The 25,681-nt window shown below is 40.8% G+C and carries 19 protein-coding genes; 9 read left to right on the plus strand and 10 right to left on the minus strand.

The window, feature by feature from the left end; genetic code table 11:
* Nucleotides 1-50: 50 nt before the first annotated feature.
* From BacF7301_RS04165 to BacF7301_RS04210, 10 genes are all read right to left on the minus strand, one after another.
* Complete coding sequence (locus tag BacF7301_RS04165; RefSeq protein ID WP_167960503.1) at nucleotides 51-1,136, minus strand: hypothetical protein; 1,086 nt, start codon at nucleotides 1,134-1,136, stop codon at nucleotides 51-53.
* Nucleotides 1,137-1,180: 44 nt separating this feature from the next.
* Complete coding sequence (locus BacF7301_RS04170; protein ID WP_167960505.1) at nucleotides 1,181-1,909, minus strand: hypothetical protein; 729 nt, start codon at nucleotides 1,907-1,909, stop codon at nucleotides 1,181-1,183.
* A 63-nt stretch (nucleotides 1,910-1,972) separates the two neighbouring features.
* Nucleotides 1,973-2,599, minus strand: a complete 627-nt coding sequence (locus BacF7301_RS04175; protein WP_167960507.1) for a hypothetical protein — start codon at nucleotides 2,597-2,599, stop codon at nucleotides 1,973-1,975.
* A 33-nt stretch (nucleotides 2,600-2,632) separates the two neighbouring features.
* Complete coding sequence (locus BacF7301_RS04180) at nucleotides 2,633-3,898, minus strand: tetratricopeptide repeat protein (protein ID WP_167960509.1); 1,266 nt, start codon at nucleotides 3,896-3,898, stop codon at nucleotides 2,633-2,635.
* A gap of 66 nt (nucleotides 3,899-3,964) precedes the next feature.
* Complete coding sequence (locus tag BacF7301_RS04185) at nucleotides 3,965-5,371, minus strand: energy transducer TonB (protein WP_167960511.1); 1,407 nt, start codon at nucleotides 5,369-5,371, stop codon at nucleotides 3,965-3,967.
* 79 nt (nucleotides 5,372-5,450) lie between these two features.
* A complete protein-coding gene (locus BacF7301_RS04190) occupies nucleotides 5,451-6,512 on the minus strand; it encodes a carboxypeptidase regulatory-like domain-containing protein (RefSeq protein WP_167960513.1) in 1,062 nt (353 codons plus the stop codon).
* Nucleotides 6,513-6,540: 28 nt separating this feature from the next.
* Complete coding sequence (locus BacF7301_RS04195) at nucleotides 6,541-7,440, minus strand: DUF5683 domain-containing protein (protein ID WP_167960515.1); 900 nt, start codon at nucleotides 7,438-7,440, stop codon at nucleotides 6,541-6,543.
* Between the two features lie 15 nt (nucleotides 7,441-7,455).
* Complete coding sequence (locus tag BacF7301_RS04200; protein ID WP_167960517.1) at nucleotides 7,456-8,094, minus strand: hypothetical protein; 639 nt, start codon at nucleotides 8,092-8,094, stop codon at nucleotides 7,456-7,458.
* Between the two features lie 567 nt (nucleotides 8,095-8,661).
* A complete protein-coding gene (locus tag BacF7301_RS04205) occupies nucleotides 8,662-9,627 on the minus strand; it encodes a phosphatase PAP2 family protein (protein ID WP_167960519.1) in 966 nt (321 codons plus the stop codon).
* Nucleotides 9,618-10,625 carry an NAD-dependent epimerase/dehydratase family protein gene (locus tag BacF7301_RS04210; RefSeq protein ID WP_167960521.1) on the minus strand — a complete coding sequence of 336 codons (1,008 nt, stop codon included), beginning with the start codon at nucleotides 10,623-10,625 and terminating at the stop codon, nucleotides 9,618-9,620. The genes BacF7301_RS04205 and BacF7301_RS04210 overlap by 10 nt, the downstream gene beginning before the upstream one ends.
* Before the next feature lie 65 nt (nucleotides 10,626-10,690).
* Between BacF7301_RS04210 and BacF7301_RS04215 the strand changes: the two genes are divergently transcribed.
* The 9 genes from BacF7301_RS04215 (at nucleotide 10,691) to rnr (ending at nucleotide 25,551) form a co-directional block, all read left to right on the plus strand.
* Nucleotides 10,691-11,293, plus strand: coding sequence for an RNA polymerase sigma-70 factor (locus tag BacF7301_RS04215; RefSeq protein WP_209319496.1), 603 nt, complete (start codon nucleotides 10,691-10,693; stop codon nucleotides 11,291-11,293).
* A 64-nt stretch (nucleotides 11,294-11,357) separates the two neighbouring features.
* Complete coding sequence (locus tag BacF7301_RS04220) at nucleotides 11,358-12,521, plus strand: FecR family protein (protein ID WP_167960525.1); 1,164 nt, start codon at nucleotides 11,358-11,360, stop codon at nucleotides 12,519-12,521.
* A 152-nt stretch (nucleotides 12,522-12,673) separates the two neighbouring features.
* Nucleotides 12,674-16,264 carry a SusC/RagA family TonB-linked outer membrane protein gene (locus BacF7301_RS04225; protein WP_167960527.1) on the plus strand — a complete coding sequence of 1,197 codons (3,591 nt, stop codon included), beginning with the start codon at nucleotides 12,674-12,676 and terminating at the stop codon, nucleotides 16,262-16,264.
* Between the two features lie 22 nt (nucleotides 16,265-16,286).
* Nucleotides 16,287-17,858 carry a RagB/SusD family nutrient uptake outer membrane protein gene (locus BacF7301_RS04230; protein WP_167967094.1) on the plus strand — a complete coding sequence of 524 codons (1,572 nt, stop codon included), beginning with the start codon at nucleotides 16,287-16,289 and terminating at the stop codon, nucleotides 17,856-17,858.
* A 20-nt stretch (nucleotides 17,859-17,878) separates the two neighbouring features.
* Nucleotides 17,879-18,775: a zinc-binding metallopeptidase gene (locus BacF7301_RS04235; protein ID WP_167960529.1), complete on the plus strand. Its 897-nt coding sequence runs from the start codon at nucleotides 17,879-17,881 to the stop codon at nucleotides 18,773-18,775.
* A gap of 11 nt (nucleotides 18,776-18,786) precedes the next feature.
* Nucleotides 18,787-20,124, plus strand: a complete 1,338-nt coding sequence (locus BacF7301_RS04240) for a DUF4302 domain-containing protein (protein WP_167960531.1) — start codon at nucleotides 18,787-18,789, stop codon at nucleotides 20,122-20,124.
* A gap of 14 nt (nucleotides 20,125-20,138) precedes the next feature.
* A complete protein-coding gene (locus tag BacF7301_RS04245; protein WP_167960533.1) occupies nucleotides 20,139-21,182 on the plus strand; it encodes a BACON domain-containing protein in 1,044 nt (347 codons plus the stop codon).
* Between the two features lie 30 nt (nucleotides 21,183-21,212).
* Nucleotides 21,213-23,168 carry a fimbrillin family protein gene (locus BacF7301_RS04250; protein ID WP_167960535.1) on the plus strand — a complete coding sequence of 652 codons (1,956 nt, stop codon included), beginning with the start codon at nucleotides 21,213-21,215 and terminating at the stop codon, nucleotides 23,166-23,168.
* A 226-nt stretch (nucleotides 23,169-23,394) separates the two neighbouring features.
* Nucleotides 23,395-25,551 (plus strand): ribonuclease R, encoded by a 2,157-nt coding sequence (gene rnr, locus BacF7301_RS04255; protein WP_167960537.1) that lies wholly within the window; start codon nucleotides 23,395-23,397, stop codon nucleotides 25,549-25,551.
* Nucleotides 25,552-25,681 lie beyond the last annotated feature (130 nt).

Consider the following 25,681-nt stretch of genomic DNA (forward strand, 5'->3'; position numbering starts at 1 on the left):
AACTTTAGTCAAATCAGGATTAAAGTTATTGTAGTATTCAATTAGTCGGTTTATAACTCTGTTTCTGTATTGTAATAGGTAATCTCACGTGTGAGAGTCACCTCGCCCAAGTCATTCCGTTCTTCGCTCGGCACACGATTAATGGTATAACTGCCACGATAATAACTGTTCATGAAAGAATGCAGATAAGCAATTCCTCCAGTCATGGTTTTGGACGTCCAATTTCCCTGATCATCATATACATAGGAGAATGTACAGACAAAATCATTCGGTCTGTTGCCCGGATATACTATATCATGATAGCTCCACTCTGCAATATCCCCCTTATCATTATATTTGTATTGGTTTTCTACACGAATCGAATCTATATTATAGGCTTCCATATTGTGAGGAATTGCCAGTTCTTTTATTCCGATCATTCTGCCTTCTTCATCATAAGCAGGAACAATATGTCTTTCACCAATCGTCAGCCTACCGGGTATGCGCAGGTTTGGTTCATAGATATCCGCCACACGTCCCTGTTCATCAGAAGAAATATCCAATATGCCTCTTTTTTTATTGGAATTGTCATCAGTTGGAGACATGGTACGGCATAAACCTTTATCATCATAATGATACTGTTTTTCAGAGACTACCTTTTTACCTTTAAAATCATAATAACTTCTTTTTTCTACTTTCCCGAAAGGAGTGTATGACAAAATCTTATTTTCTAAGGTTTCCGCAAATCGGCTAGTCCTGCCACCCATCATCGTAAAAGTGCCTTTAGATGTTATTGATTCCAACCGGTTAGAGTCGTTATAATGGAAGAAAGTCTGTTTTCCCTCACTTACACCCCCACCATCACCTACAAAATCAGACTGAAGCAATTTTCCATCTTCCGTGAAGTCTAATGAAAAAGTATGCAAGGTTTTGCACGTTACAGTCTTGACCTTTCCTTTCAGCCCCCATTTCACCCAGTCATTAGGATAGTTCACAAAATCGGGTGTATATCCGGAAGGAGTAAGATAATCTTCCATCGGACTGAAATATAATGTAATGGGGGTATAAACTTGCTTCTTTTCAAATATATTCCCTTCCCGGCATGCACTACCGACTAATAATAGTGCAGCCAACAGCAATGTGTTCTTTCTTTTCATAATATATATCTTATATTAGTCAGTTAATAAAATCAAGTGAATAACTAATGATTAATAGAGGCCTCAATGGAAGCCAGGTCACTATAACTAACATGGGCTGAAGGACCGAACCTGACTACAAAAGAAATACCCGGCTCCAGCCCATTACATTCATCCCCTTTGTGTGCATAAGCTTTTCCGCGAACAGCTTCTTTTTTAGCCTTGTCAAAATTAAACAGGTAGCTACTATATGGAAAATCTCTTGTTTCCCCCTCTGAATTACGGAACTTGATATCTAAACCAGGAATTTTAGGCGCATAATATTTTTTCGTAATCATATTGTAATGAAAATCAGGAATAAAATCCTTTTTCAACTTCACAAAAAAAGTCATTTTCAAGGCTACCTCATTTTCGCTAAAAGTACAGTTCAGTATCTTTCCACCAGTAACTTCAAATATAGAATCGGGTATAACCGTTACGGGAATCTCCCTCCCTTTCAAAGCTGCCAGTTTCTTGCTGATTTCATTGTTCCGCTTACTTGTCAATTCATTTTCATTTTTCACAAACTGATTAATATCACTTTTAGTACGAGCATTATCCCATATTTCCCGCTCACGTTCTTTATACTTTAGAGAATAATCATCATACAAAAGACTGATTTCCCTTAACAACTCAATTACAGTCTTGTCCTCATTCCTCACTTGTGAGGGCGCAGATTGGGCGCTTTCTCTGGAAGAACCGGCACAACTAAACAAAAATGCATTTAAACACAGCAAAAAGAATAGATTTCTCATATCATATTTTTTATGTTATTCAAAAAGATATTTTTTTTATTATAAAGAGGGATAATATTTAGTTTAAATCAACCATTGATAATAGTCATCTTTACTTATAAACTCTATATGATCCAAATCATCTATTAATCTAAACTCATCATAGTGTAGCGATGTCTTTGTACCTTCTTCATTACACCATTCACCTGCAGAATGCTTTTTTACAGTCTTAGTACCATATTGGGGATTAACGGTGGTTTCTGCAACATAATCCCCTAAATTTGAATAAGGAGAAATCATATCGCAACTTATTGTTTCCCCTTCAGAAGTGACAAACCTAAGGAACAAGTAATAATTAGAAATATCATATTTTGCCAAACGCCCCTCTTCAGTATCTCCCCACTTAACCTGATGTTGTGAGTTATACACAAGAATATCATTTTTAGGAGTAATCCAGAAACGAATCTCGTAGCCTTGTGCGTTTGAGTTCTCAAAGGTTCCGGTTATCTTGGCTGTTACTATTTTGAAGTCACTCTCCGGATTATCCACCACCGGAATCTCTCTCCCCACATAATTTTTGTTACGAGGTTGTAGGGCTATTTCTTCTGCAGAAGACTTGCCCCCCTCTTGAATACTTTTATTATTTCTATTTCCACATCCTCCTAACAGCATTAGCAATAGAAAGGCAAATAATAAATTAGACTGTCTCATAATCATTCTATTTTTTTAGTTTTTCATTTCAATCTACATTTCCCGAACTCCATAAGGACATTCATCCGCTCCATTCTCTACATGACAACTCCAACCGTTATTCAAGCTGCATCCTCCGGAAATGGTTTTATATCGGCAATCCACTTTGGTTTCTGTAGGTCCGTTAGACGCAGCACTTCCACTAGCACCGCCGCCAGATGTAAAGAAAGAAGCCACAGTACCATTAAACAATGACAACGCTATAATGATGGCAAACACCAACGACAACGAAATCCCAACAAAGAAACCATAGACGGACAGCACCGACAAAAAGAGCAAACGCTTCACCAATGAAGCCGGTGAACGGGAAGACGTACAAACCACTACTATTCCGTAAAGAATGATAAACAGCATCAACCAGGTTTGCACTGTACTTACCAATGTCCAATTGCCAAATGTACCCTCGGCGGCAGTCAAGCGACCGATGTTATAATATATCTCGTTACACGCCCGCCCCGTAACTCCTAAAATCGCCCCATACAAAGAAAACGCCCAAGGAATCCATGTCAGACGTAACCGGCCTTTGCTGTTGGCTTCCTCAATCGAAGAACCCCATGAAGCTAACACAAAAAATAGAACAGCAAATCCCAAACAGCCCAGCAACAGCAAAATTCCTTGCCACCACGGATAGCCCACATCCAAGAAAATAGGCATAAGACCACCCATAAGCAATCCTTTGGAACCTTCAAACCATGTGGAATATATTCTTCCGAGAAATGAGCCGGAAGAGGAGTTGAATTCATCAACGAAACTTTCGCTCATGCGATAGAAAAAACTGGGTTGTGTTCCATTTAACTTCCTTAGTTTATTTCGTGCACTCGCATTTCCTAAAGCAGTTGCTTCCTCCAAGAGTTCCCGGGCACGTTCCATATTTTTAGTCGCCTGCTTTCCTTCCATATACATACATGCGAGGTCGTACATAGCTCGCCCCGAATGATGTTCCACCCCATACTGGAGCCATTTCAACTCCTTTGCCGTACTCTTGTTCTTACGAGCTTCATAGATACGATCATAAATAGCAGGCTCATATCCCTGTTCAAGCGCCTGCTTGAAATAGGTTTTCCGTGTCTTGTCATCCAACACATTTTCAAAGTCGCTTCTTGAACCGGACACTTTGTATTGTGCCTCCGCATTCCCTTTCTCTGCTTGTTCTAACAGGTAATTCTTTTCCTCCTGTGACATAGGGCCTGAGCAAGCTACACAAATACCTGTTAAACACAAGAGTAATGCATAATGCAGATTTCCTATCATTGTTTTCATAAGCCTTCTAATTTAACATCAGGGATAAAATTATCTCCTAATAATAAGTACCAAAATCGTTCAAAGTTAATCAAGCATCGCTTTTATATAACGAAATGCCTGATTCGGGAAAAAGCGAAGTCCAACCTGTACTTTCATTTTAGCAGGTTGCCCGTCTGTGAGTCCCGGATTCCACTTAGGCATCATATTGACAAGTCGCAAAGCCTCCTCGTCCATACTTACCGAAACTCTGCCTTTCAATTTTGCACTTGATACTTCCCCGCTTTCATTGACGGTAAATTCAACAATGACCTCTCCATAGCCGGCAGTTGCTATGGCAGGCTTTCTGGGATGGGCGTTATCGGCAAAAAACTTCTTCATAGCTGCCTGACCTCCGACAAAAGAGGGAGATTGACTGGTTCTTGTTGCAACAGCGGTGGAAGCGGTAGCTGCTTCTGGATAATATGTAATAATGCGGGTTTCAAAAGAAGTTTCGGGAGCAGAATTTATCACCTTATTTTTACCATTATCCGAATACTCTACAGACTTGATAGTTTTAGTTACTTTCCGTTTAGTCCAGTTTCCATGCGTATCAACGTTTAAATACTGAAATATGTAAGTCGCAAAATCTTCTCCAGTCTCAAACCTAGCTTCTGCTGTCATCTTAAAAGGTAGTTTCTCGGAATCTCTATAAAAATATTTTTTAGTATCTCCGTGGCACTCAAAGTAAGAATGTTTAATTACTCTGCATTGGCTATCAAAAGTAAATTCGTCAGTGGGGCCACAAGGCGATTTATCAAATTCTTTACGAGTACTATCAGTGAAAACTATTTCATATTTAAATCCGCCACCAGCATCTGTATATTGTCTGGGACTGGTATATGAATAAGAAGTTGTATAATCCCCCTCTTGATAGCGGATAATATTGCCAATCGAATTGAAAGTAAGGGACGTACCCTTGTCATCCGTGACATTTTTTACATTCCCATATAGTCCTTCCCCTCTCCATCTGGTCATCTGTTCAGGGGTAAGTTTTATTATAGCATTATTCTGTGTTGTCCCCAAACTGCTCTGACTAGTACGCTCTTTGGGTATAGACAGCCATTTATCATGAATAAAGAATCCCTGAAAGTCAGCCGGAGTATATCCGGAAAAAGCAGAGACAACCTCAAAACTGAACTTTTGGCCTTTACTAACTTTTGGAAAAAAGTAAGAGCCAGCCGTTACCAGACGGTTATTGGAAACAATATAGAACATATCCACAGTCTTATTGGATTCAAAATCATGTCCAGCAGTTCCCTTAATCCGGAATTTATAGCCGCCATTTCCTTTACCTATACAGGTGATTTGCTCAATACTCCAATAATAATTTACCTCCTCCGATACTTTATAGGGGACTGACGAGGGATAGGTTTGCGGCGGCCAACTAAACTGCTGCGCAGAAGCCGATATCGCCAATACAATCATCCATAATAAAACTGCGATCTTTTTCATATTCATATTTATTTATATTATTACCTGATTTTATAAGGTTAGTCTATATTATATTGGTTAGTCATTCCATATATAAATCTTACCATTTTACATCCTCAAACTTCAACTCCGTATTCAGCACCGACCAAGGCTCCGATTTTTTCTCTATCACAATCTGAAATCGTGCCACGGAGTACACATTGGAAGGTACATTCTTCAGGATTACTTGCCCTGGAATAGGCACATTGCGGGGAAACAAGAACGGAAGTATGTTGGCCGTCTTATTGGACACCTTAAACTCACTATTACTGGAATCATACTTATTCCCTTTGTTATCAATCCCTTCATAACTTTTAAACGTAAGTTTCACGTCTTCAGCTACATTCGTCACATTGAACCGGAATTCAACTGTACTTCCAATTCTGATACACCCCACAAACTCAGTCTTTAATTCCATATCCCAGGGAGTGATTACCCCACAACTTCCTCCATCCGGTTGGCTACCATCACCTTCTCCGTCTTCATTCTTTGACACGGAAACTTCAACAGAAAGAGATTCACCCTCCGCATCTATCAAAAGAATGGTTGTTTCGTCTTTCTTAATCCGACTACGGTCTATGTTCACCACGATAGTACTTTCTTTGGCAGATGCCGTACTTCCATTTGCAGGAGTCACACTCAGCCAATTTGCCGAAGAAGCTTTGGACACTCCCCATAAAATAGACTTACCGGACGTACTGATATTCTGTATGGTAAATGTTTTACTCGTTGATTGACTGCCAAAGTTAAGCGAAGCAGTACTTAACCGGATTGCCGAAATTCCTCTCTTCAACATCATATCGCCGGACGCTTTCTCGCCGGCTACCACCGTAATCCGTTTAGTATTCGTCTTGTAACCCGTTCTGGATATTTGGATGATATACTGCCCCGGCTCTAAATCCGGAAACTCATAACTCCCATCGCTGCCTGTATTCGCCGCTTTCCCGTAAGGAGAAAGCATAATGTGTGCATCCTGCACAGGCTCACCATTGTCTGAATCGTTCACAATTCCATAAATTATGCCTGTCGTTTCTATTTCATCTTTAGCACAATTCTGAAACAATCCGCAGGAAATCAGCAAAACTCCACTTAAAAACAGGTTATTTAGTAATTTAGTCCTCATATTTATTACATTTTGTTATTTACTCTATTTAAAACCGCACTGCCAATGTCATTCCATTGCAGTCTCCCACTGAAAGGTAGAGCGCCAAGCGGGCTGGTTTATGCCTGATACTTCGTTTACGTCCATTGGCTACGAGTGCATCTACTAAATTGTACACATACAAAGCAGCAGCCCCACCGATACAGGCATTACGCACATTTTCCCAATTATCCGCTTTCGTATTATAGGTTTTCAAATGCTTGGGTTGCTCATGCATCTTCTTCACATACGAACTGCGCAGATTCTCCGCAACCAGAATCCCGGTAATTAAAGCAACCTCACCGCCCAGGATACAAGCTCCTTTTGTCGTATTACCTTTATAAAGTTGTCCCCAGCCAGGCACAACCAGCGAACGGACAAATCCCCTCACTCCATATTTCCTGCTAAACGATAAGCGGTCGAACATGACATTTGCTTCATCTGCAATCCCATAAAGAGTGTAACAACGATAAATACGTTCACCATTGGGATAAAGAAGATATTCCCAGTATTCATCATATTTACAAGAAATTACCGTCACCCGCTCCCCCCGTATATCATAAGAGAAATGATAGTTTTCACTTTCAGACGATTCTCCATTCTCTTGTTCGAGCTTAATCTCTGCGACAGCCTGCTCACTGATATGACGTGTCCTTTTAATATAGGTAGAGAGGTTCAGCAGACAACTGTGTCTCGCATCCTGCAACGTCTTATGTTCCCCTTCTGTTACCTGATAATGGAAGGTCCGGTTACCGGGCTTGGGAGTCCGGTTCGCCAACCATGCCGGACGAAGTTTCTCCGAACGTTGCAGAACCTTCTGGGCACAAACCCGAAAGGGAGCCAAAGCTCCCAACACTATAGACACAATAAGAAACGTGTAGCGTATCTTTTCAAAAGAAAGTGATTTCATAAGCCTTGTTTTTACTTACTCGACCTCGTCATTGATAAATTTCTCGACAGATTTTGCATAATCCTTGTGGAGATTGGATTCTTCCAAGGCATCTTTAATGGCTTGCGTACGCTTCTTACGTGCCGATTGTTTGTCTACCAAGAAATAAATTTCATAGCTGTTCAACCCATTTGCTCCCCCACGAATCAGAGCCAGGCTTTCCTCCAGTTCACCCTTAACGGCCCCCTGGAATTTACTAATACAAGCTTCCTGGAAACGGTTATATTCTGCCGGCATTTCCGCCCCTTCATCTACGCCCATATCGCGCATCGTCTTGCCTTTCAGGTCTTGCCCCATCTTGACCGCTATCTCTACACACGCAGCATTGACAGCCGCCGCCCTGCACACCGTCACAGAACGACACCCCGTAGACGTACCGATTACTTCGTACAAATCCGGATTAGCATCCATTTTTGCATAATGTTCACTAAGTTTTCCCCGCAAGGTACGTGTACTGTTATGAATCTGCCAACCGCCTTGAACCAGCTCCTGCAATTTCTCGTTCAGTTCATCCGTACGTGTGTAAGCTGTTGGTTTTGAACTGCCACAAGCGGTTAATAACGCAATGGCAAAAAATGTCAAAGCGACAGTGAGAAGTGAGTGTTTGTTTTTCATAATTTCCTATCCATATTTTTAATTGTTTTGTTCTAAATAAAGTGGTATAAAACGGGCTATTTCCACCGTATTCCTAATCAAAATCCACCAGATTTCACTACAAGGGAAAAGCCAGTTTTTATACCACTTTTACTTTTATAACTCTTTCCCATCCGGTAAATCGGCTCATCTACTTAACTATTGAACGAAACACTAAAAATGTGACAGCAACAACAAACTTTTTTCATAGTTTCATCGAAAAAAAACAAAAAAGGCGTGAAGCTGCTTTTTCTTATCAGATAGTGAGGCTCTGGTAAACCCGAATACGAATAAGTAAAAAGACAGTTCACGCCCTATGTGTTAACAAGGGTGTAAACATGTACCATACTTATTATTCCTGTATTCAGCAGAAAATTTACCAGACTTTCACTATCTAGAAATAATAATTATCACATTTATGCAATTATGTTATCAAAGACTCGTCTCATACTGAGCCAATCTTTAATGACACAAAAATAATAAAATATTTTTAAAAGGGAATTAAAAGAACAAAGAATTTCAAACAAACTTTCTATGCCCGAAGAATCCTTATTTGAACATCGGTTGCGCAAACCACTTCTTGAACATCCAAGTCGCCACCACATACAGCAAGAACGCAGAGAAGAATCCTACGATAGCATCAATGACATAATGCGCCTGGATATACACAGTAGCGCCACAAAGCAGCATATAGAAAGGAATCAGGCAGGCAAATAACCTCTTACTACCACGCCAGGCCATAATCATCAGAATAGTAGAGATACCGACATGTGAACTCGGGAATGCCGCCGTAGGACGTTCGCCCACTTGCTGGGAACCTTCTACCAGGCTATAAAAGAATCCGTGCTGATATCCCGGTCCGGGCAATAATTCCTGATTATGATTGAAATAGTCGCCGATGGCAGGGAAAATACCTTTAGATACATTATCAAATCCAATGGCAGGAAAGTAGAATTGAGGGCCTGCAACGGGAACAAATATATAAATCAGGTAATATATAAAGAAAGAAGTAACCAGTACAAAAGACATCTTTTCGAACCATTCAAACCTATAAATAAAGTAGAATAACGCCACAATCAGCATCATCGGGTAATAAAAGAAATATCCCATATTAAATGCTTCACTGACCAGAAGATGCGGGAATGTGTGACAGAACCAGATAGCAGGCTGCCCGTTAAAGATAAACTGCTCGGCAGTGGCAAAGACATGATCTAAGTTCGGAAAGAAGCGGTTGAATTCGAAAGTATCCGGATACCAATAGGAAAGCAGACTCATCTGAATGACAATACGCACAAACGCCGAGAATTTACAGGGAGCAAGGCGATAAAGATACATCAACAGGAAAGTCATCGCAGCAATCATAGCTCTATCCAGCAACATATGCCATGGATGATCCATCCGCTGAAACAGGAACAGAATCAATATGGAAGTCAGCAGATTATAAATCAATGTAATCTTCTCCACAGCAAACAACCCTTTCCGGGTTTCTACGCGCTTAAATAAGTCTAAAGCCATCCTTCATTTTTATACCAGGCAATAGTTTCACGCACACCTCTCTCCAAATCATATTCGGGTGCATATCCCAATTCATTGATTGTGGGGGTTATATCACATTGCCAGTTGCGTTGTTTCATTATCTTATATTTATCAGAATTCAATGTGCTGCACTTTCTGGAACGCGTAGCAACGAATTCAGCGAGCAAAGATATAACTTTTAGCACAATTAATGGACATTTCATGTGAAGAACAAATGGATTCCCTAATTCTTTTTGTATCAGGCGAGAAAAAGTGCTGCTTTTATAGACCTTTCCATCTGTCAGGAAATACGCTTTCCGGGTTACTTTTTTCTCCATACCTAAGAAAATAGCCTGTACAATATCTTTCACATAGACAAAAGTCAAGTCTTGCCGCCTAAAGCCAACAGAGAAATCAGCATGCTTCTGAATGGACTTCGCCATCAGGAAATAATCAGACTCGCGAGGGCCATACACTCCCGTAGGACGATAAATGACATAGGGGAATCCGGGAATACTCTGAATATATAGTTCGGCTTTCAACTTGCTGAAGCCATAGGCAGTATTAGGAGCAGGAAGGTCATCCGCTTCTATCGGAGTGTAATCTTTCTCACGCACAGGGCCGAATACACTAAGCGTACTTATATATATGAATTGCTTCGGAACCATATTCAGCTCCCTCAACGTATCAATAAAATACTTTGTCTGAAGATAATTCACATAGTCGAAAGCCTTTTTGTCGAAACATTTCGTCACACCGGCACAATGGATGATATAGTCAAACTTATTATACGTACCTTTGTGTCCGGAGAGTTGGGCACGAAGTTCGTTGGGATGTGCAAAGTCCAGTTCCAGAAAATGAATCTTCCGGTTTTTCAGATACTGCTTGCTACTGGTGGAGCGGATTCCCGCCCACACACCAAACCTTCGTTTCAACGCTTCCTCCACGATGAAACTCCCGATAAAACCACTTGCGCCCGTAATTAAAATACTCTCCATTATTACTTTCTAGGTTCTGCGTGAATAATTGATTAAAGTACTCTCACCAAACATTCTTTTTGATAATGCCACAAAGATACAATAAATATAAAATAAAAAGCATTTTGCATTTCTCAATTATTATTTGTTTATTTGCAACTCGATTTATTTACTATTCAACACTTTTAAAGCACGTGGAAGATAAGGCAGACTTTGATTTTCTTTTTAAAGAGTACTATCCTCAACTTTATTATTACGCATTTCATCTGATTAATAATATGGAGGCTAGCAAAGATATCGTAAGCGATGCCTTCGAATTTATTTGGACCAATTACGCAAAAATAGATAAAGCCACAGCGAAATCTTATTTGTACATATATGTCCGTAATAAAAGCATTGATTTCCTACGCCATCAAAATACACACGAACAGTATGTACAAATCTACTCCGAACTGACTAAAAGTTATGTGGAAACGGAATATCAGGAACAGGATGAAAGGATGATGCACATCAGTAAAGCTATGGAGAAACTCACTCCGCACACGAGACATATTTTAGAAGAATGTTATATCCAGCGTAAAAAGTATCAGGAAGTAGCAGATGAATTGAACATCAGTGTCAGTGCGGTAAGAAAACACATTGTGAAAGCTCTGCAAGTAATACGTGAGGAATGTGCAAAAAAATCATAAAGCAGGTGTCTTTATTCAGGTGATTAAACGTAATATAATAAGATTGATATAGTATCCGAAAGTGATGAATGAACATACTGACAATATAAATAATACAGAAGAATCTGTAAAAAAGGCACTCGACATCATGGAGAGTCCGGCGGAAATAAGCGACAAGCAATTGCAAGAACTGCTTGAAGATGAAGAATGTCTGCAAGCTTGCCGTGATATAATGGACAGCAGCCTTTTCCTGCAACAAAAAGGCGGAGCGGAACTGCCGGACATAGAAGTGGAATTAGAACGTTTCAAAAAGAGGAAAGCCGCATCACGCATGCGTTCTATCTTGTGGAAGACCGGAATCGGCATTGCCGCCATGATTGCCATTCTCTTCGGAAGCTATTATTTCATAAATACCCTGACAACACCTTCTGTCGAACCTATTACAGTATTCACCGCTGATACCGCCCCCCAACATATCATTCTTCAGAAAGATAATGGAGAAAAGATCATGTTGGACGAACCGGTAGCAAACAATCAGATTCCGAATAGAGCGACAACTGCAAAATCTGAAAAGAAAGAATTAGATTACAGGCAAGTCATCTCGAAAACAACGCAGACGCATGTGCTTACCGTCCCTCGAGGTGAAAGTTTCAAGGTCGTATTGTGTGACGGAACAGAAGTATGGCTCAACGCCAACAGCAATTTTGTCTATCCCACAGCCTTTGTAGGTAAAGAACGTGTTGTCACTTTGGAAGGAGAAGCCTACTTTAAAGTGACCAAAGACCCAAGTCGCCCATTCATTGTAAAAACCCAAACTGTGCAAACCAGGGTTCTTGGCACTGAGTTCAATATCCGTAGTTATTCTCCCGAAGATACTCACGTAGTACTTATCAATGGAAAAGTGGAAGTCAGCAATACCCAAGGAGGCTCTTATACCAGGCTTTATCCGGGAGAAGACGCCCACCTGCAATCTGACGGCAACTTTGTACTCACCGAAGTGGATCTGGACTCTTATGTCTATTGGAAAGACGGTTATTTCTACTTTGACGACGTCACATTAAAAGATATTATGCAAAGCTTGGGACGCTGGTATAATGTAAATATCGAATTCAGAAATAAAGAAGCCATGGGCTATAAGATGCACTTCGTTTCTGATCGCTCCAAAGAGTTGGAACACACCATTTCATTACTTAACAGAATGAAAAAAGTAACGGTGACCTTGCAGGGCAACACGCTTACCATAGACTAATTTAGTCTTGCATAAGTATAACAAAATCATGCAAGAAACAACAAATTATCACTTTTATTAAAAAATAATTCGCAAAAAGGGTATCCATTTTTTCGGTTCATACGCACTAGTATTATAAACATATTCAAACTAGTGTTATTAAATTGAAACGTATGAGAAAAAATTGGAAGCTACTCATTGTGTGTTTTCTATGCGTATTATGCTTTTTACCTTATCAGGTAAATGCCCAAGCACAACCACAAAAGAAAATCACGATTGAATTTAGTAACGAACGGTTACCGTCCGTACTAAAACGTTTGGAAAAGATCTCCGGATACAAAATCCTCTTTACGTACGATGATGTCAAAAAGTACACAGTCTCGGGCTCCGCGAAGGATAAAAGCATTGAGCAAGTTCTTGATATTATCTTAACCAGCAAACCGTTGGAATATCACATCGAGGACCAATTTGTCACCATCAGCCCCAAAGGACCTTCCAAACAGGCAAAAGTATTCAATGTAAAAGGCGTAGTCATCTCCGGTGATGACAACCAGCCGCTCATCGGTGCGACAGTTCTCATCAAAGGGAGCAAATCCGGCGTATTGACAGATATAGACGGAAAGTTTTCGATAGAGAATGTATCGAACAAATCTGTACTGCAATTTTCCTATATAGGAATGAAAGCGCAAGACCTTACTCCTTCTCCTACGATGAGCGTTACATTGATGCCCGATGTACAAACGCTATCAGAGGTCGTGGTGACAGGTATGCAAAAGATGGACAAGCGCCTGTTTACGGGAGCGACTAACCAATTAACAGCGGACAATGTAAAACTCGACGGTTTGCCTGACATCAGCCGCGGCCTCGAAGGACGTGCGGCAGGCGTATCTGTACAGAATGTATCAGGAACATTCGGTACGGCACCGAAGATTCGTGTACGTGGAGCCACTTCTATTTACGGAAGTTCAAAACCGCTATGGGTTGTCGACGGCGTTATTATGGAAGATGCTATTGACGTGGGACCGGACGACCTGTCTTCCGGTGATGCAGAAACATTAATCAGCTCTGCTATTGCCGGATTGAACTCTGATGATATCGAAAGCTTCCAAATCCTAAAAGACGGTTCGGCAACTTCCATTTACGGCGCACGCGCCATGGCGGGAGTTATTGTGGTTACTACCAAAAAAGGAAAAGCGGGAGTTAGCAAGATTAGTTATACTGGAGAGTTTACAATGAGAATGATACCTAGTTATAAAGAATTCAATATCATGAATTCACAAGAACAGATGGGTATCTATAAAGAAATGGAATTAAAGGGTTGGCTAAATAACAGTGATACATACCGGGCGAAGGACAGCGGCGTTTATGGCCGTATGTATCGGTTGATCAATCAATACAATCCAACAACCGGACAATTTGGGCTTGCTAATACTTTAGAAGCACGCAATAATTATTTACGTGAGGCAGAAATGAGAAATACAGATTGGTTCGATGTTTTATTCTCCAACAACATTACACAAAATCATTCTGTAAGTATCACATCTGGAAGTGAAAAGTCTTCATTTTACGCGTCTTTAAGTGTTATGTCAGATCCCGGTTGGTACAAACAGAGTGAAGTAAAACGTTATACAGCCAATTTAAATACAAGTTACAATATATATAAAAACTTGTCAATCAACCTAATTTCCAGTGCATCATATCGTAAACAGAAAGCACCTGGAACATTAAGTTCGGAAGTTAATGCAGCAAGCGGGGAAGTTACGCGCCAATTCGATATCAACCCTTATTCATATGCCTTGAATACATCACGTGCCTTGGATCCGGCTGTGGACTATACAGCCAATTACGCTCCATTCAATATTCTTCAAGAGCTAGATAATAACTACATGGATTTGAATGTGGTTGACGTAAAATTTCAAGGAGAATTGAAATGGAAAATATTCTCAGAGCTGGAGCTGAGCGCATTAGGAGCAATCAGATATCAATCGTCTTCACAAGAACATAATATTAAAGATAATTCGAATCAGGCAACAGCTTATCGTACCGGTATGGATGATGCTACTATCCGCGATAAGAACGATCTGCTATACACCGACCCGGACAATCCATATGCATTACCCATCAGTGTATTACCGGAAGGGGGGATATACCAACGTAAGAATTATCGAATGTTAGGAGTTGATTTCCGTGCGACAGCCTCCTGGAATCATTTATTTGCAGAAAAGCACATAACCAACCTATTTGCTGGTATGGAAGCAAACGACCTAAAACGTATGCAGGACTACTTTCAAGGTTGGGGTATGCAATATACAATGGGAGAAACACCATCTTATGTATATGAATACTTCAAAAAAGGAATTGAAGGAGGAAACAAGTATTATGCGTTAAACCACTCTACTACCCGAAGTGTGGCAACTTTTGCTAATGCTACTTACTCTTACGACGGCCGCTATACGATAAACGGAACTTTCCGTTATGAAGGCACCAACCGTATGGGTAAAAGCCGCTCTGCCCGCTGGTTGCCAACATGGAATATATCAGGTGCATGGAATATGCATGAAGAGAAATTCTTTGATACATTGAATCCTGTCCTCGCTCATTTTACCCTTAAAGCTTCTTATTCGCTGACAGCAGACAGAGGACCGGACTATGTAACAAATTCACATGCCATTATTACCAGCTATTCTCCCTACCGCCCATTTACAAGTGGACAGGAGACAGGTCTCTATGTATCCGACCCCGAAAACAGTGAACTGACTTATGAAAAGAAGCATGAGTTGAATATTGGCGCAGATATGGGATTCCTGGATAATCGCATCAACTTTGCAATCGACTGGTATAAACGCAATAATTACGACCTAATCGGCATAACACCAACGCAAGGAGTAGGTGGTACAATCTATAAATATGCCAACATTGCTTCAATGAAATCGCATGGTATCGAATTTACTCTTTCGACTAAAAATATTCAAACTAAAAAATTCACGTGGAATACAGACTTCATATTCTCTAAAGCAAAGAACGAGATTACAGAGCTCAACGCTCGTTCCAGTGTCATGGACTTAGTCTCAGGGTATGGCTTTGCCCGAAAAGATTATCCGGTGCGCGGCTTATTCTCAATCCCATTTGTCGGGCTGGATATCAACGGTATTCCACAATATGATATCAACGGAGAAATAACCAGTACCAATATCGACTTCCAGACACGTGACAATATTGATTATTTAAAGTATGAAGGTCCCACTGACCCGACTATAACCGGTAGTTTGGGGAATATATTCACTTATAAAGGGTTTAAGTTGAATGTATTTATCACATACTCATTTGGAAATGTGGTACGTTTGAATCCATGTTTCAACTACCAATATAGTGATTTATCTTCCATGCCACGCGAGTTTAAAAACCGATGGACCATAGGAAACGAACAAAAACGTACTAACATACCTACAATACTGTCCAAGCGTCAGTTTGAAGACAATAGAGATTTAATTTATGCATATAACGCCTATAACTATTCGACAGAAAGAATCGCCAAAGGAGACTTTATCCGCATGAAAGAAATCTCTCTTTCTTACGATTTTCCTAAAGCATGGATCGCTCCGGCAAAGATTTCTAATTTATCCCTAAAACTGCAAGCAACAAACCTGTTTCTGATTTATGCGGATAAAAAGTTGAACGGACAAGATCCAGAGTTTTTCAATACGGGTGGCGTAGCTTCTCCGGTACCTCGTCAATTTACGTTAACAGTCAGATTAGGTCTTTAATAATCAGAAAATCATGAAAGCAATGAAATATATCGCACTTTTACATATAGGAGCTATATCGGCTATTTGCCTGATAATGACCTCTTGCAACAGCTTCTTGGATGAAATGCCAGACAACCGGACTGAACTAACAACGGAAGAAAGCATCACAAAAATACTGGTATCAGCCTATCCCGAAACAACCAATTGCCACATCGGAGAATTTTATAGTGACAATATAGATGAGAATAGCAAGGCATACAGTTATCTTTTCCGGTTGAACGAGCATCTTTATCGCTGGCAACAAACGACCGAAGAAGATCAAGACTCACCTCATGCATTATGGGAAGCCTGCTATAATGCCATCTCATCCGCCAACCAAGCTCTACAAGCAATAGAAGAAATGGGCAATCCCACTTCATTATCTGCACAAAAAGGAGAGGCACTAGTATGCCGTGCGTATGGCCATTTTTTATTAGTTACTACATTCTGCAAAGCATACAGCACTACTTCCGGACAAGATTTGGGCATCCCATATATAGAGAAGCCCGAGACTACTGTCAATCCTCAATATTCCCGTGGGAATGTAGCTGAAGTTTACAAAAAAATAGCAAATGATCTGAAAGAAGGACTACCTTTGATTGATGATAACATTTACTCCAGAGCAAAATATCATTTCAATAAAAAAGCAGCTTATGCATTTGCGGCACGCTTCTACCTTTATTATATGCAGCAGGATTATTCCAATTGCCAGAAAGTTATCGAATATGCAAATATAATATTAGGCAACAATGCTTCTCGGCATCTGAGAGACTGGGCAGCTTTAGGATCTTTATCTCCCAATAAAGACATACAGCCCAACGCTTATGTAGATGCAGATAATCAAGCCAATTTATTGGTGATAACAGCCGCCTCTTATTGGCCTATGGTAGCAGATCCCGGTTATATTTCCTGCGAAGCATACTGTAATAATGAGATAACAGCTTCAGAAAATTGTAAATCTGAAGGTCCGTGGGGAGATCAGACCAGTTACCAACAAACTCCATTCGCCCCCAGTAGCTCTATCAAAAATGGTTTCCGCCGCCTGGCCATATACAGGCAATTCACGGTATCAGGTGATAGCTGGTCAGGAAATATGATGTATCCGCCTTTTACCACCGATGAAACATTACTGTGTCGTGCAGAAGCCTACGCACTACTGAAACGTTATGATGAAGCAGCGGAAGATATTGATGCCTGGCAAAAAGCTTTCACAACCAATACTGAAACTTTAACCAAAGAATCAATCAATGACTTCTATGCCGGATTACCCTATTATCAGCCGGAAAATCCAACTGTAAAAAAAGAACTGCATCCAGACTTTATTGTTGAAAATGGCATGCAGGAAAACCTCATCCACTGTATCTTACATGCCAGACGCCTTCTTACACTAGAAGAAGGGCTTCGGTGGCAAGATATAAAACGTTACGGCATTGTCATTTACCGTCGTTATTTCGAGGGTTACACATTAGTGAGAATTACAGATAAAATGGAGGTTAATGATCCGAGACGTGCAGTACAGCTACCTACCAGCGTTATCACAGCCGGCATGGAACCAAATCCCAGAAATAACTAATTCATCAGGAGGAAAGAAATATGAAAAGACATTATTATATATATAGTTTAATAATAATTCTGACCTGTGTATTGGGAAGTTGTAACAATGATGAAGATGTAGACAGAGCACACAGTATCTTCTCAACGGAAGAAGTAGAGCGTGCGATGTTTGACAAATGGATACTAAACAACTATACCAATACTTATAATATAGAATTAAAATATCGCATGGAAGATAATGAAAGCGATATGAGTCATGTGCTGATACCGGCAGATTATACAAAATCCGTCATTTTAGCAAAAATTGTCAAGCATGTATGGTTGGAAGCTTATGACGAAATCACGGGTAATCCCCAATTTTTATGCCAATATGTTCCACGGACCATTCACTTTATCGGTTCACCCGCTTACGAAGATAACGGAACAATGGTACTGGGAACCGCAGAGGGTGGAATGAAAATCACCCTTTATAGCGTAAATGACATCAACCCGGAATATATTGACATGAATATACTAAACGAATACTATTTTGAAACCATGCATCACGAATTTGCACATATCCTTCACCAAACGAAAAATTACGACCCCGCATTCGACCGCATAACGGAAAATGCTTATATCGGCGGCGACTGGTATATGAGCAACACCAAGGAAGCATGGAAACAAGGTTTTGTCACACCCTACGCCATGAGTGAATCACGTGAGGATTTTGTAGAAAATATTGCAATGTATGTTACCAATACAGCTGCTTACTGGAATGATATGCTTGATAATGCCGGAACACAAGGCAGAGCCCTTATACAACAGAAGTTTGACATTGTATATAATTATATGGAACAAACTTGGGGGATTAATCTGGATGATTTACGTGAAACCGTTCTACGCCGCCAGAATGAGATAGCTGACGGCAAAGTAGATTTAAGTGTCATTGAATAAAAATTAAAGTTATGAAGAAATATCTATCAATATGTATGCTATTGGCATTGGTAAGTATCGGATTGCAGTCCTGTCTTTTCTCCGAAGAGGATATATTCGATGAATCATCTGCCAATAGAGCCACTGCTGATGTCGCTAAATGCCGGGAGATTCTGAAAGAAGCCCCCAACGGCTGGAAACTTGAATATTATGTGGGTAGTAATTATTCTTCGGGAGCAATCACTTTCCTCATGAATTTCGACGGGAAGCAAGCACAGATTGCTTGTGAAGGAGGTACAGACGACTATATACCCGGTGAAAAAGTCACTTCGCTCTATCAAGTAAAAACAGAACAAAGTACCATGCTTACTTTTGACGCATACAATCCCTTGCTTCACTCATTTTCTGCTCCTTTGGGAATGAATATGAATCTGGAAGGTGATTATGAATTTATCATATTAGAAGCATCTCCTGAGAAAATAATCCTACAAGGCAAGAAGTACAAAAACATCATGGAAATGACTCCGTTGCCTGAAGATGAGCCTTGGGCAACTTATCTCAAAAATATAGTAAAGATTGAAAAGGATGCATTCCTGAATACTTACAATCTAAAAAGAGGAGAAGAGATACTAAAAGTATTCAAAAGGGCTCCCGGTACATTAAGCATATTTGATGTATATAATACTAATGAGGAAGAAACAGGAGAATCATTAGCTTACATCTACACAGATAAAGGGTTCAAATTACGAACCCCTTACGTGGTCAACAATGTATCCGTTCAGCATTTTACATGGAATACGCTAACCCGAAAATTCACCTGTACAGACGAAGGAGCCACCGACGTGACCCTTAACGAATTCTATCCGGAAGGCTATTTCCAATATAAAGACTTTATCGGAGACTATATACTAGGATTCAACAGTTACATGACGGGAAGTGGATACACAGAAGTGACAATTACTCCTTTAGTTGAAGGAGAAACCTACAAACTCTCGCTACCACTAACTTATTTCAGAACTTATATTGACGTTATCCTTAAATATGACAGAGGAAGCGGACAAATAATACTCGACTCGCAGGATCTCGGATTAAACTCCCAATTTCAATATTATTTCGCTATTGCTGCCGGGACGGAAGGTTATGCGCATCCGGAAATAAGTATAATCTCCCGATTGCGTAACGGACTCATCAGCAAAGTAGAAAGTACGGAACCTTTCGGCTTCTATCTTGTAGACAAGATGACGCAAACGAACTCAGCTCTTATGGTCTGGGCGTATTCATCCGACCAATATTCAGAAAGCACAATGGCCGGCTATATTGAATACTTCAGATATCTTATGATGAAAAAGAAAACAGAGGAAGAACAATAGAATCATAATAAAGTATGAAAAAGATATATTTCAACATATTATTCATCGTCCTTTGTGCGACAATGATAACAGGATGCGATAGTGAAGAAAACACTCCGATATCCGATCTGCAAATTCTGGCATCCGAAATAAATATGGATGCTACAGGTGGCAAAGGGTATGTAGAACTCAGTTCCTCAAAAACAATCAGTGCTCGGTTGACAGACGCGGACTGGTGTACTATTGAAGAAATCACTGATAATAAGATTACTTTCGACACCAAGCCCAACTACGGTTACTCCGGTCGTTCAGCCCAACTGATTATTACTGACGGAATCAAAGAAGAAAAGCTTACCGTGATGCAATCCGGAGCTGTTTTCGTTTTTGAAGACAGTAAATGGGTGCAGCGTGTAACAAACGACGAGACAACTCTGCATGTAAAACAATACGGTTCTTTTCCTTGTATCGTAAACATACCGGAAGAAGCCCGGAACTGGTTATCATATAAGGAAGACGACAATGGTAAAGGAGGAACATTTATAATAACTAAGAATACTTCCAATAATATCCGTGCCGCCAAAATTACGGTAACCAATGGTAACCGCAATTTCGAATATCAAATACTTCAATATGAAGTCAATGATTTTATGGGAACCTGGAATGGGCAGTACACTGATGATTTTCAGAAATACTATAGTTTGAAGAATGTAACAATTACCAAAGAAGAAGACGGCACTTATTCTGTAGCAAACTTAGTCAACGGACAACCTTATACACTGAAAGGAATAGCAGAAAATAATACATTAACATTTGAAGCCGGCCAATATCTCGGAAAATTATATGATGTACTTTATCTAGGTTTGGTTATACAAGATCCTCAAGGTGGAATGCAGGAAGCTAGCTACAAAATCGGACTTGGTCCTGTAATCTTAACAGACGGAACAATCGGCTTAATGTTTGACGACACATTAGGAGAATATCCTTCAATCGCTTTTTATTTTATGGCATACATTGATGAATTCTTTGACGAAGCCTACGGAGCAGCATACATATTCGCAAACTGTATACTATACAAATAGAACTAGAAACCCTTTAATTAAAACGTATTTATGAGAAAAGACTTACTATTATTAGGAATTGCTGTCACTTCACTGACCGGACTATCAGGTTGTGGTAGTGACGATGAGAACACAACATGGGGTGTATCTGCACCCGACGCCGCAATCACTGTCTCTTTACCTTCTGACTTTGCATGGAACAATGACTCAAAGGTAGGGCTTTACTGTGCACAAGCTTATGACAATGGCGCAGTTGGAGTGAACAACAAAGCCATAGCTATAACGAGTGGAGTCGGTACAAGCAACGCTGGATTAGCCAATGCTATAAAACCGGGTGAGGGAACGAACAAACTTTATGCATATTATCCTTACAGCGAAGCATTGGGAGAAAATCCCGCTAAAGTAAAGGTTACTATTCCAGTACTTCAAAAGCAGAATATGCTCAATCCTACCCAAAGCACAAATGAATATTCATTCTTTTACGGAACACAGACAGCATCTGCGGTTGACGCCAATCCAATGCCTGTAAATATTGCAATGAAAAATTTATTCTGTGTATTGGAATTCAATATAGGCACAACTGCATTTGGAGTAGGCAAGCAACTATCCGAAATCACAGTATCGACTGACGACGCCAAGTTGGCTGGTGATTTCGGAGTAAATCTGACAGCAGATAAGGTTGTCGCAGATGCCGTACCCGATGCTTCCTACACTTCTGCCAGTTCTATCACATTAAAAATGGAAGGAACAGCAGGAACATTGGCTGCAACTCCTATCAAAGCGCGTATTGCAATGAATCCGGTACAGTTAGAAGGCAAACAACTGAAAATCACCGTCAAGCTAGGAAATGATTTATGGGAATTCAAAGAAGACGGACGCAACTATTTGGCTAACAAAGTATACTCTATTGATCTAAATCTGACAGATCCGCCACTAAATCTGAATGAAAAGGGATATGCAAATAGTTATATGGTAGCCCAACCTAATACCGCATACAAATTTGACGCAAAAATACAGGGAAATGGCAAAGCGACCACTGGCATAACACCGGCGTCTATCAATCCAAAAGACGTCTTTATCGTGTGGGAATCCAGTTCTATACAGAATGGAGTTATCAAAGACGTAAAACTATCAGCAGATGGATTTGTTACCTTCACTACCTCTGGTAATATTGGCGGAAATGCTCTGATCGCTGTTACCGATGGCATACCGACTGAAGAATTCCCCAAAGGAACCATTTTATGGAGTTGGCATATCTGGAGTATCGACTATGATATCTCACAAGATGTAAATGTAACAAATTCTGATGGAGTTGGATTCCATTTCATGAATATTAATTTAGGTGCGCTAAGTAGTACTCCAGACGAAAGTGGATATGGCCTAAAATACCAATGGGGACGCAAAGACCCATTCTATTTCGACGGAATTCCTGCAGGTGGAGAGGTAACAACCGGATTTGTAACTGAGCCAATGTATGGTTGGCAATCTAGCTCATACTCCCCCGAGGAAGGAGGAGCGGATTTATCATTATATTATTCGGCCGTATTCCCAACAGCTTTCTTCAAAAGTGGATATGGAACAAGCAACGACTGGTATGGTGTCGGTGAAGGTGTAGAAAACAGAAATAATAACTTATGGGGAAATCCTGAAAATAAATTAGGTACAAAATCTATCTATGATCCCTGTCCGGTAGGTTATCGAGTACCACCACAAGCCGCATGCAAAAGTTTCTCAAATCCTAATTATAAAAACTTCGGTTGTACATTTAAAGGTGCAGAAGGACTTTTCTTTATAGGGGCCGGCTATTTACTCCATAGTAGTGGGGGCATATCAGGAAAAGGTTATGGGGATCAATACACATTAAGATACTGGACAACCAACACAAAAGATACAGACGCTATATCTTATAGATACGATCCTCCTGTATCAAGTCCCAGTCCATATTTCAATATCAATCAACAAACACAACGAGCACAAGGTAGTACCGTACGTTGTATCCGTGAATAAATCTCTCTCTTAGATATTTAATTTAACATTAATGAATAGAAGAGCTGTCTCCGGGAGGAAACAGCTCTTCTACTCATTTAATCGGATGATTATCTGTCTTTTTCGAAAACAGCCCGCCACAAAACATAAAATACAAGACAGCAAAGACAATTTTTCTTCCCCCAAAGTTTCCATAAGGAAAATAATCGTCTATCTTTGTAACTACATATTTTTAAAAGACTACATTATGGCGAAAAAGAAAGAAAAGAAAGAGAAAAAAGCCGGCAAGAGAATGAGTAAGAAAGAGCTGGCAGCGTTGTTAATAGACTTTTTCCATGCCAAACCCAATGAGACTCTAAGCATGAAATATATTTTCTCGGAATTGCGTCTCACCACCCATCCCCAGAAAATGCTATGCGTCGATATACTGCATGACCTTTTAGATGACGATTATATCAGTGAAATAGAAAAAGGAAAGTTCCGCCTGAACAGTCACGGAACAGAAATGACAGGTACTTTCCAACGGAAGAGCAACGGTAAGAACTCGTTTATTCCCGAAGAAGGGGGCGACCCGATATTCGTGGCCGAACGTAATTCCGCACATGCGATGAATAACGATAAGGTAAAGATAACCTTCTATGCCAAACGGAAGAACAGAGAAGCCGAAGGAGAAGTCATTGAAATACTGGAACGTGCCAACGACACTTTCGTCGGAACGCTGGAAGTGGCTAAGTCATACGCATTCCTGGTGACGGAGAACCGTACGCTAGCCAATGACATCTTCATCCCGAAAGATAAGCTGAAAGGTGGAAAGACCGGAGACAAGGCAATCGTAAAAGTCACCGAATGGCCGGACAAGGCAAAAAATCCTATCGGGCAAGTAATAGATATATTAGGGCAGGCTGGTGACAACACCACAGAGATGCACGCCATTCTCGCAGAGTTCGGTTTACCTTATGTATATCCGAAATCAGTAGAAACGGCAGCCGACAAAATTCCTGCCGAAATCTCTGCCGAAGAGATTGCCAGACGCGAGGACTTCCGCAAGATTACCACTTTTACCATCGACCCGAAAGACGCCAAAGACTTCGACGACGCACTCTCTATCCGTAAACTTAAAGACGGCCTATGGGAAGTAGGCGTACATATCGCCGACGTGACGCACTACGTGAAAGAAGGCGGAATCATCGACAAGGAAGCTGAGAAACGTGCCACTTCCGTCTACCTCGTAGACCGTACCATCCCGATGCTTCCCGAACGCCTGTGCAACTTCATCTGTTCACTCCGTCCGAACGAAGAAAAGCTCGCATTCTCCGTCATCTTCGACATCACCGAAAAGGGAGAAGTCAAAGACTCACGCATCGTACATACAGTTATCAATTCCGACCGCCGCTTCACCTACGAAGAAGCGCAGCAGATTATTGAAACCAAAGAAGGCGACTTCAAAGAAGAAGTGCTCATGCTGGATACCATTGCGAAAGCACTTCGCGAGAGACGATTCACCGCGGGAGCCATCAACTTCGACCGTTACGAAGTGAAATTTGAAATCGACGAGAAAGGAAAACCTATCAGCGTTTATTTCAAAGAATCGAAAGACGCCAATAAGCTCGTTGAAGAATTCATGCTGCTTGCAAACAGAACCGTGGCAGAGAAAGTAGGCCGGGTACCCAAGAACAAGAAAGCCAAAGTACTTCCTTACCGTATCCACGACCTGCCCGACCCGGAAAAGCTGGAGAACCTGTCGCACTTCATCGCCCGCTTCGGTTATAAAGTACGTACGAGTGGGACAAAGACGGATATTTCAAAATCCATCAACCACCTGCTGGACGATATTCATGGAAAGAAAGAAGAGAACCTGATAGAAACCGTGTCCATCCGCGCTATGCAGAAAGCACGTTATTCTACACATAATATCGGTCACTACGGATTGGCATTCGATTACTATACGCACTTCACCTCGCCCATCCGCCGGTTCCCGGACATGATGGTACATCGGTTGGTAACTAAATACATGGACGGAGGACGCAGCGTATCCGAAGCCAAGTATGAAGACCTATGCGACCACAGTTCGAACATGGAACAAATAGCAGCCAATGCCGAGCGTGCTTCCATCAAATACAAACAAGTGGAATTCATGAGCGAACGACTGGGACAGATTTATGACGGCGTCATCTCCGGCGTAACCGAATGGGGGCTATACGTCGAACTGAACGAGAATAAATGCGAAGGTCTCGTACCTGTCCGCGATTTGGACGATGACTATTACGAATTCGACGAAAAGAACTACTGTCTCTGCGGACGTCGCAAAAATAAGATATACAGTTTGGGAGACGCTATCACCGTCCGTGTAGCACGTGCCAACCTGGAGAAGAAACAGCTCGACTTCGAATTAATTGAAAAATAACGAAAGTCGCTGTCATTAGCTGCGCTCAAAACATTCTTTGATTTTTAGTTCAAGGAATAGTCAGACAACTACAAGAAGGAAGAATCCGCTTTTCATATAAACATCAAGAGCAGATTCTTCGCTTCGCTTG

Source organism: Bacteroides faecium (assembly GCF_012113595.1).
GTDB classification, from domain to species: Bacteria; Bacteroidota; Bacteroidia; order Bacteroidales; family Bacteroidaceae; genus Bacteroides; species Bacteroides faecium.

Excerpts from the sequence above, each read along its gene's own strand:
- BacF7301_RS04225 (WP_167960527.1), top strand. The coding sequence starts at position 12,674 with ATGAGAAAAAATTGGAAGCTACTCATTGTGTGTTTTCTATGCGTATTA.
- BacF7301_RS04235 (WP_167960529.1), top strand. The coding sequence starts at position 17,879 with ATGAAAAGACATTATTATATATATAGTTTAATAATAATTCTGACCTGT.
- BacF7301_RS04185 (WP_167960511.1), bottom strand. The coding sequence starts at position 5,371 with ATGAAAAAGATCGCAGTTTTATTATGGATGATTGTATTGGCGATATCG.
- BacF7301_RS04220 (WP_167960525.1), top strand. The coding sequence starts at position 11,358 with ATGAATGAACATACTGACAATATAAATAATACAGAAGAATCTGTAAAA.
- BacF7301_RS04230 (WP_167967094.1), top strand. The coding sequence starts at position 16,287 with ATGAAATATATCGCACTTTTACATATAGGAGCTATATCGGCTATTTGC.
- BacF7301_RS04170 (WP_167960505.1), bottom strand. The coding sequence starts at position 1,909 with ATGAGAAATCTATTCTTTTTGCTGTGTTTAAATGCATTTTTGTTTAGT.
- BacF7301_RS04195 (WP_167960515.1), bottom strand. The coding sequence starts at position 7,440 with ATGAAATCACTTTCTTTTGAAAAGATACGCTACACGTTTCTTATTGTG.
- BacF7301_RS04240 (WP_167960531.1), top strand. The coding sequence starts at position 18,787 with ATGAAGAAATATCTATCAATATGTATGCTATTGGCATTGGTAAGTATC.
- rnr (WP_167960537.1), top strand. The coding sequence starts at position 23,395 with ATGGCGAAAAAGAAAGAAAAGAAAGAGAAAAAAGCCGGCAAGAGAATG.
- BacF7301_RS04175 (WP_167960507.1), bottom strand. The coding sequence starts at position 2,599 with ATGAGACAGTCTAATTTATTATTTGCCTTTCTATTGCTAATGCTGTTA.
- BacF7301_RS04210 (WP_167960521.1), bottom strand. The coding sequence starts at position 10,625 with ATGGAGAGTATTTTAATTACGGGCGCAAGTGGTTTTATCGGGAGTTTC.
- BacF7301_RS04180 (WP_167960509.1), bottom strand. The coding sequence starts at position 3,898 with ATGAAAACAATGATAGGAAATCTGCATTATGCATTACTCTTGTGTTTA.
- BacF7301_RS04205 (WP_167960519.1), bottom strand. The coding sequence starts at position 9,627 with ATGGCTTTAGACTTATTTAAGCGCGTAGAAACCCGGAAAGGGTTGTTT.
- BacF7301_RS04250 (WP_167960535.1), top strand. The coding sequence starts at position 21,213 with ATGAGAAAAGACTTACTATTATTAGGAATTGCTGTCACTTCACTGACC.
- BacF7301_RS04215 (WP_209319496.1), top strand. The coding sequence starts at position 10,691 with ATGCCACAAAGATACAATAAATATAAAATAAAAAGCATTTTGCATTTC.
- BacF7301_RS04200 (WP_167960517.1), bottom strand. The coding sequence starts at position 8,094 with ATGAAAAACAAACACTCACTTCTCACTGTCGCTTTGACATTTTTTGCC.
- BacF7301_RS04245 (WP_167960533.1), top strand. The coding sequence starts at position 20,139 with ATGAAAAAGATATATTTCAACATATTATTCATCGTCCTTTGTGCGACA.
- BacF7301_RS04190 (WP_167960513.1), bottom strand. The coding sequence starts at position 6,512 with ATGAGGACTAAATTACTAAATAACCTGTTTTTAAGTGGAGTTTTGCTG.
- BacF7301_RS04165 (WP_167960503.1), bottom strand. The coding sequence starts at position 1,136 with ATGAAAAGAAAGAACACATTGCTGTTGGCTGCACTATTATTAGTCGGT.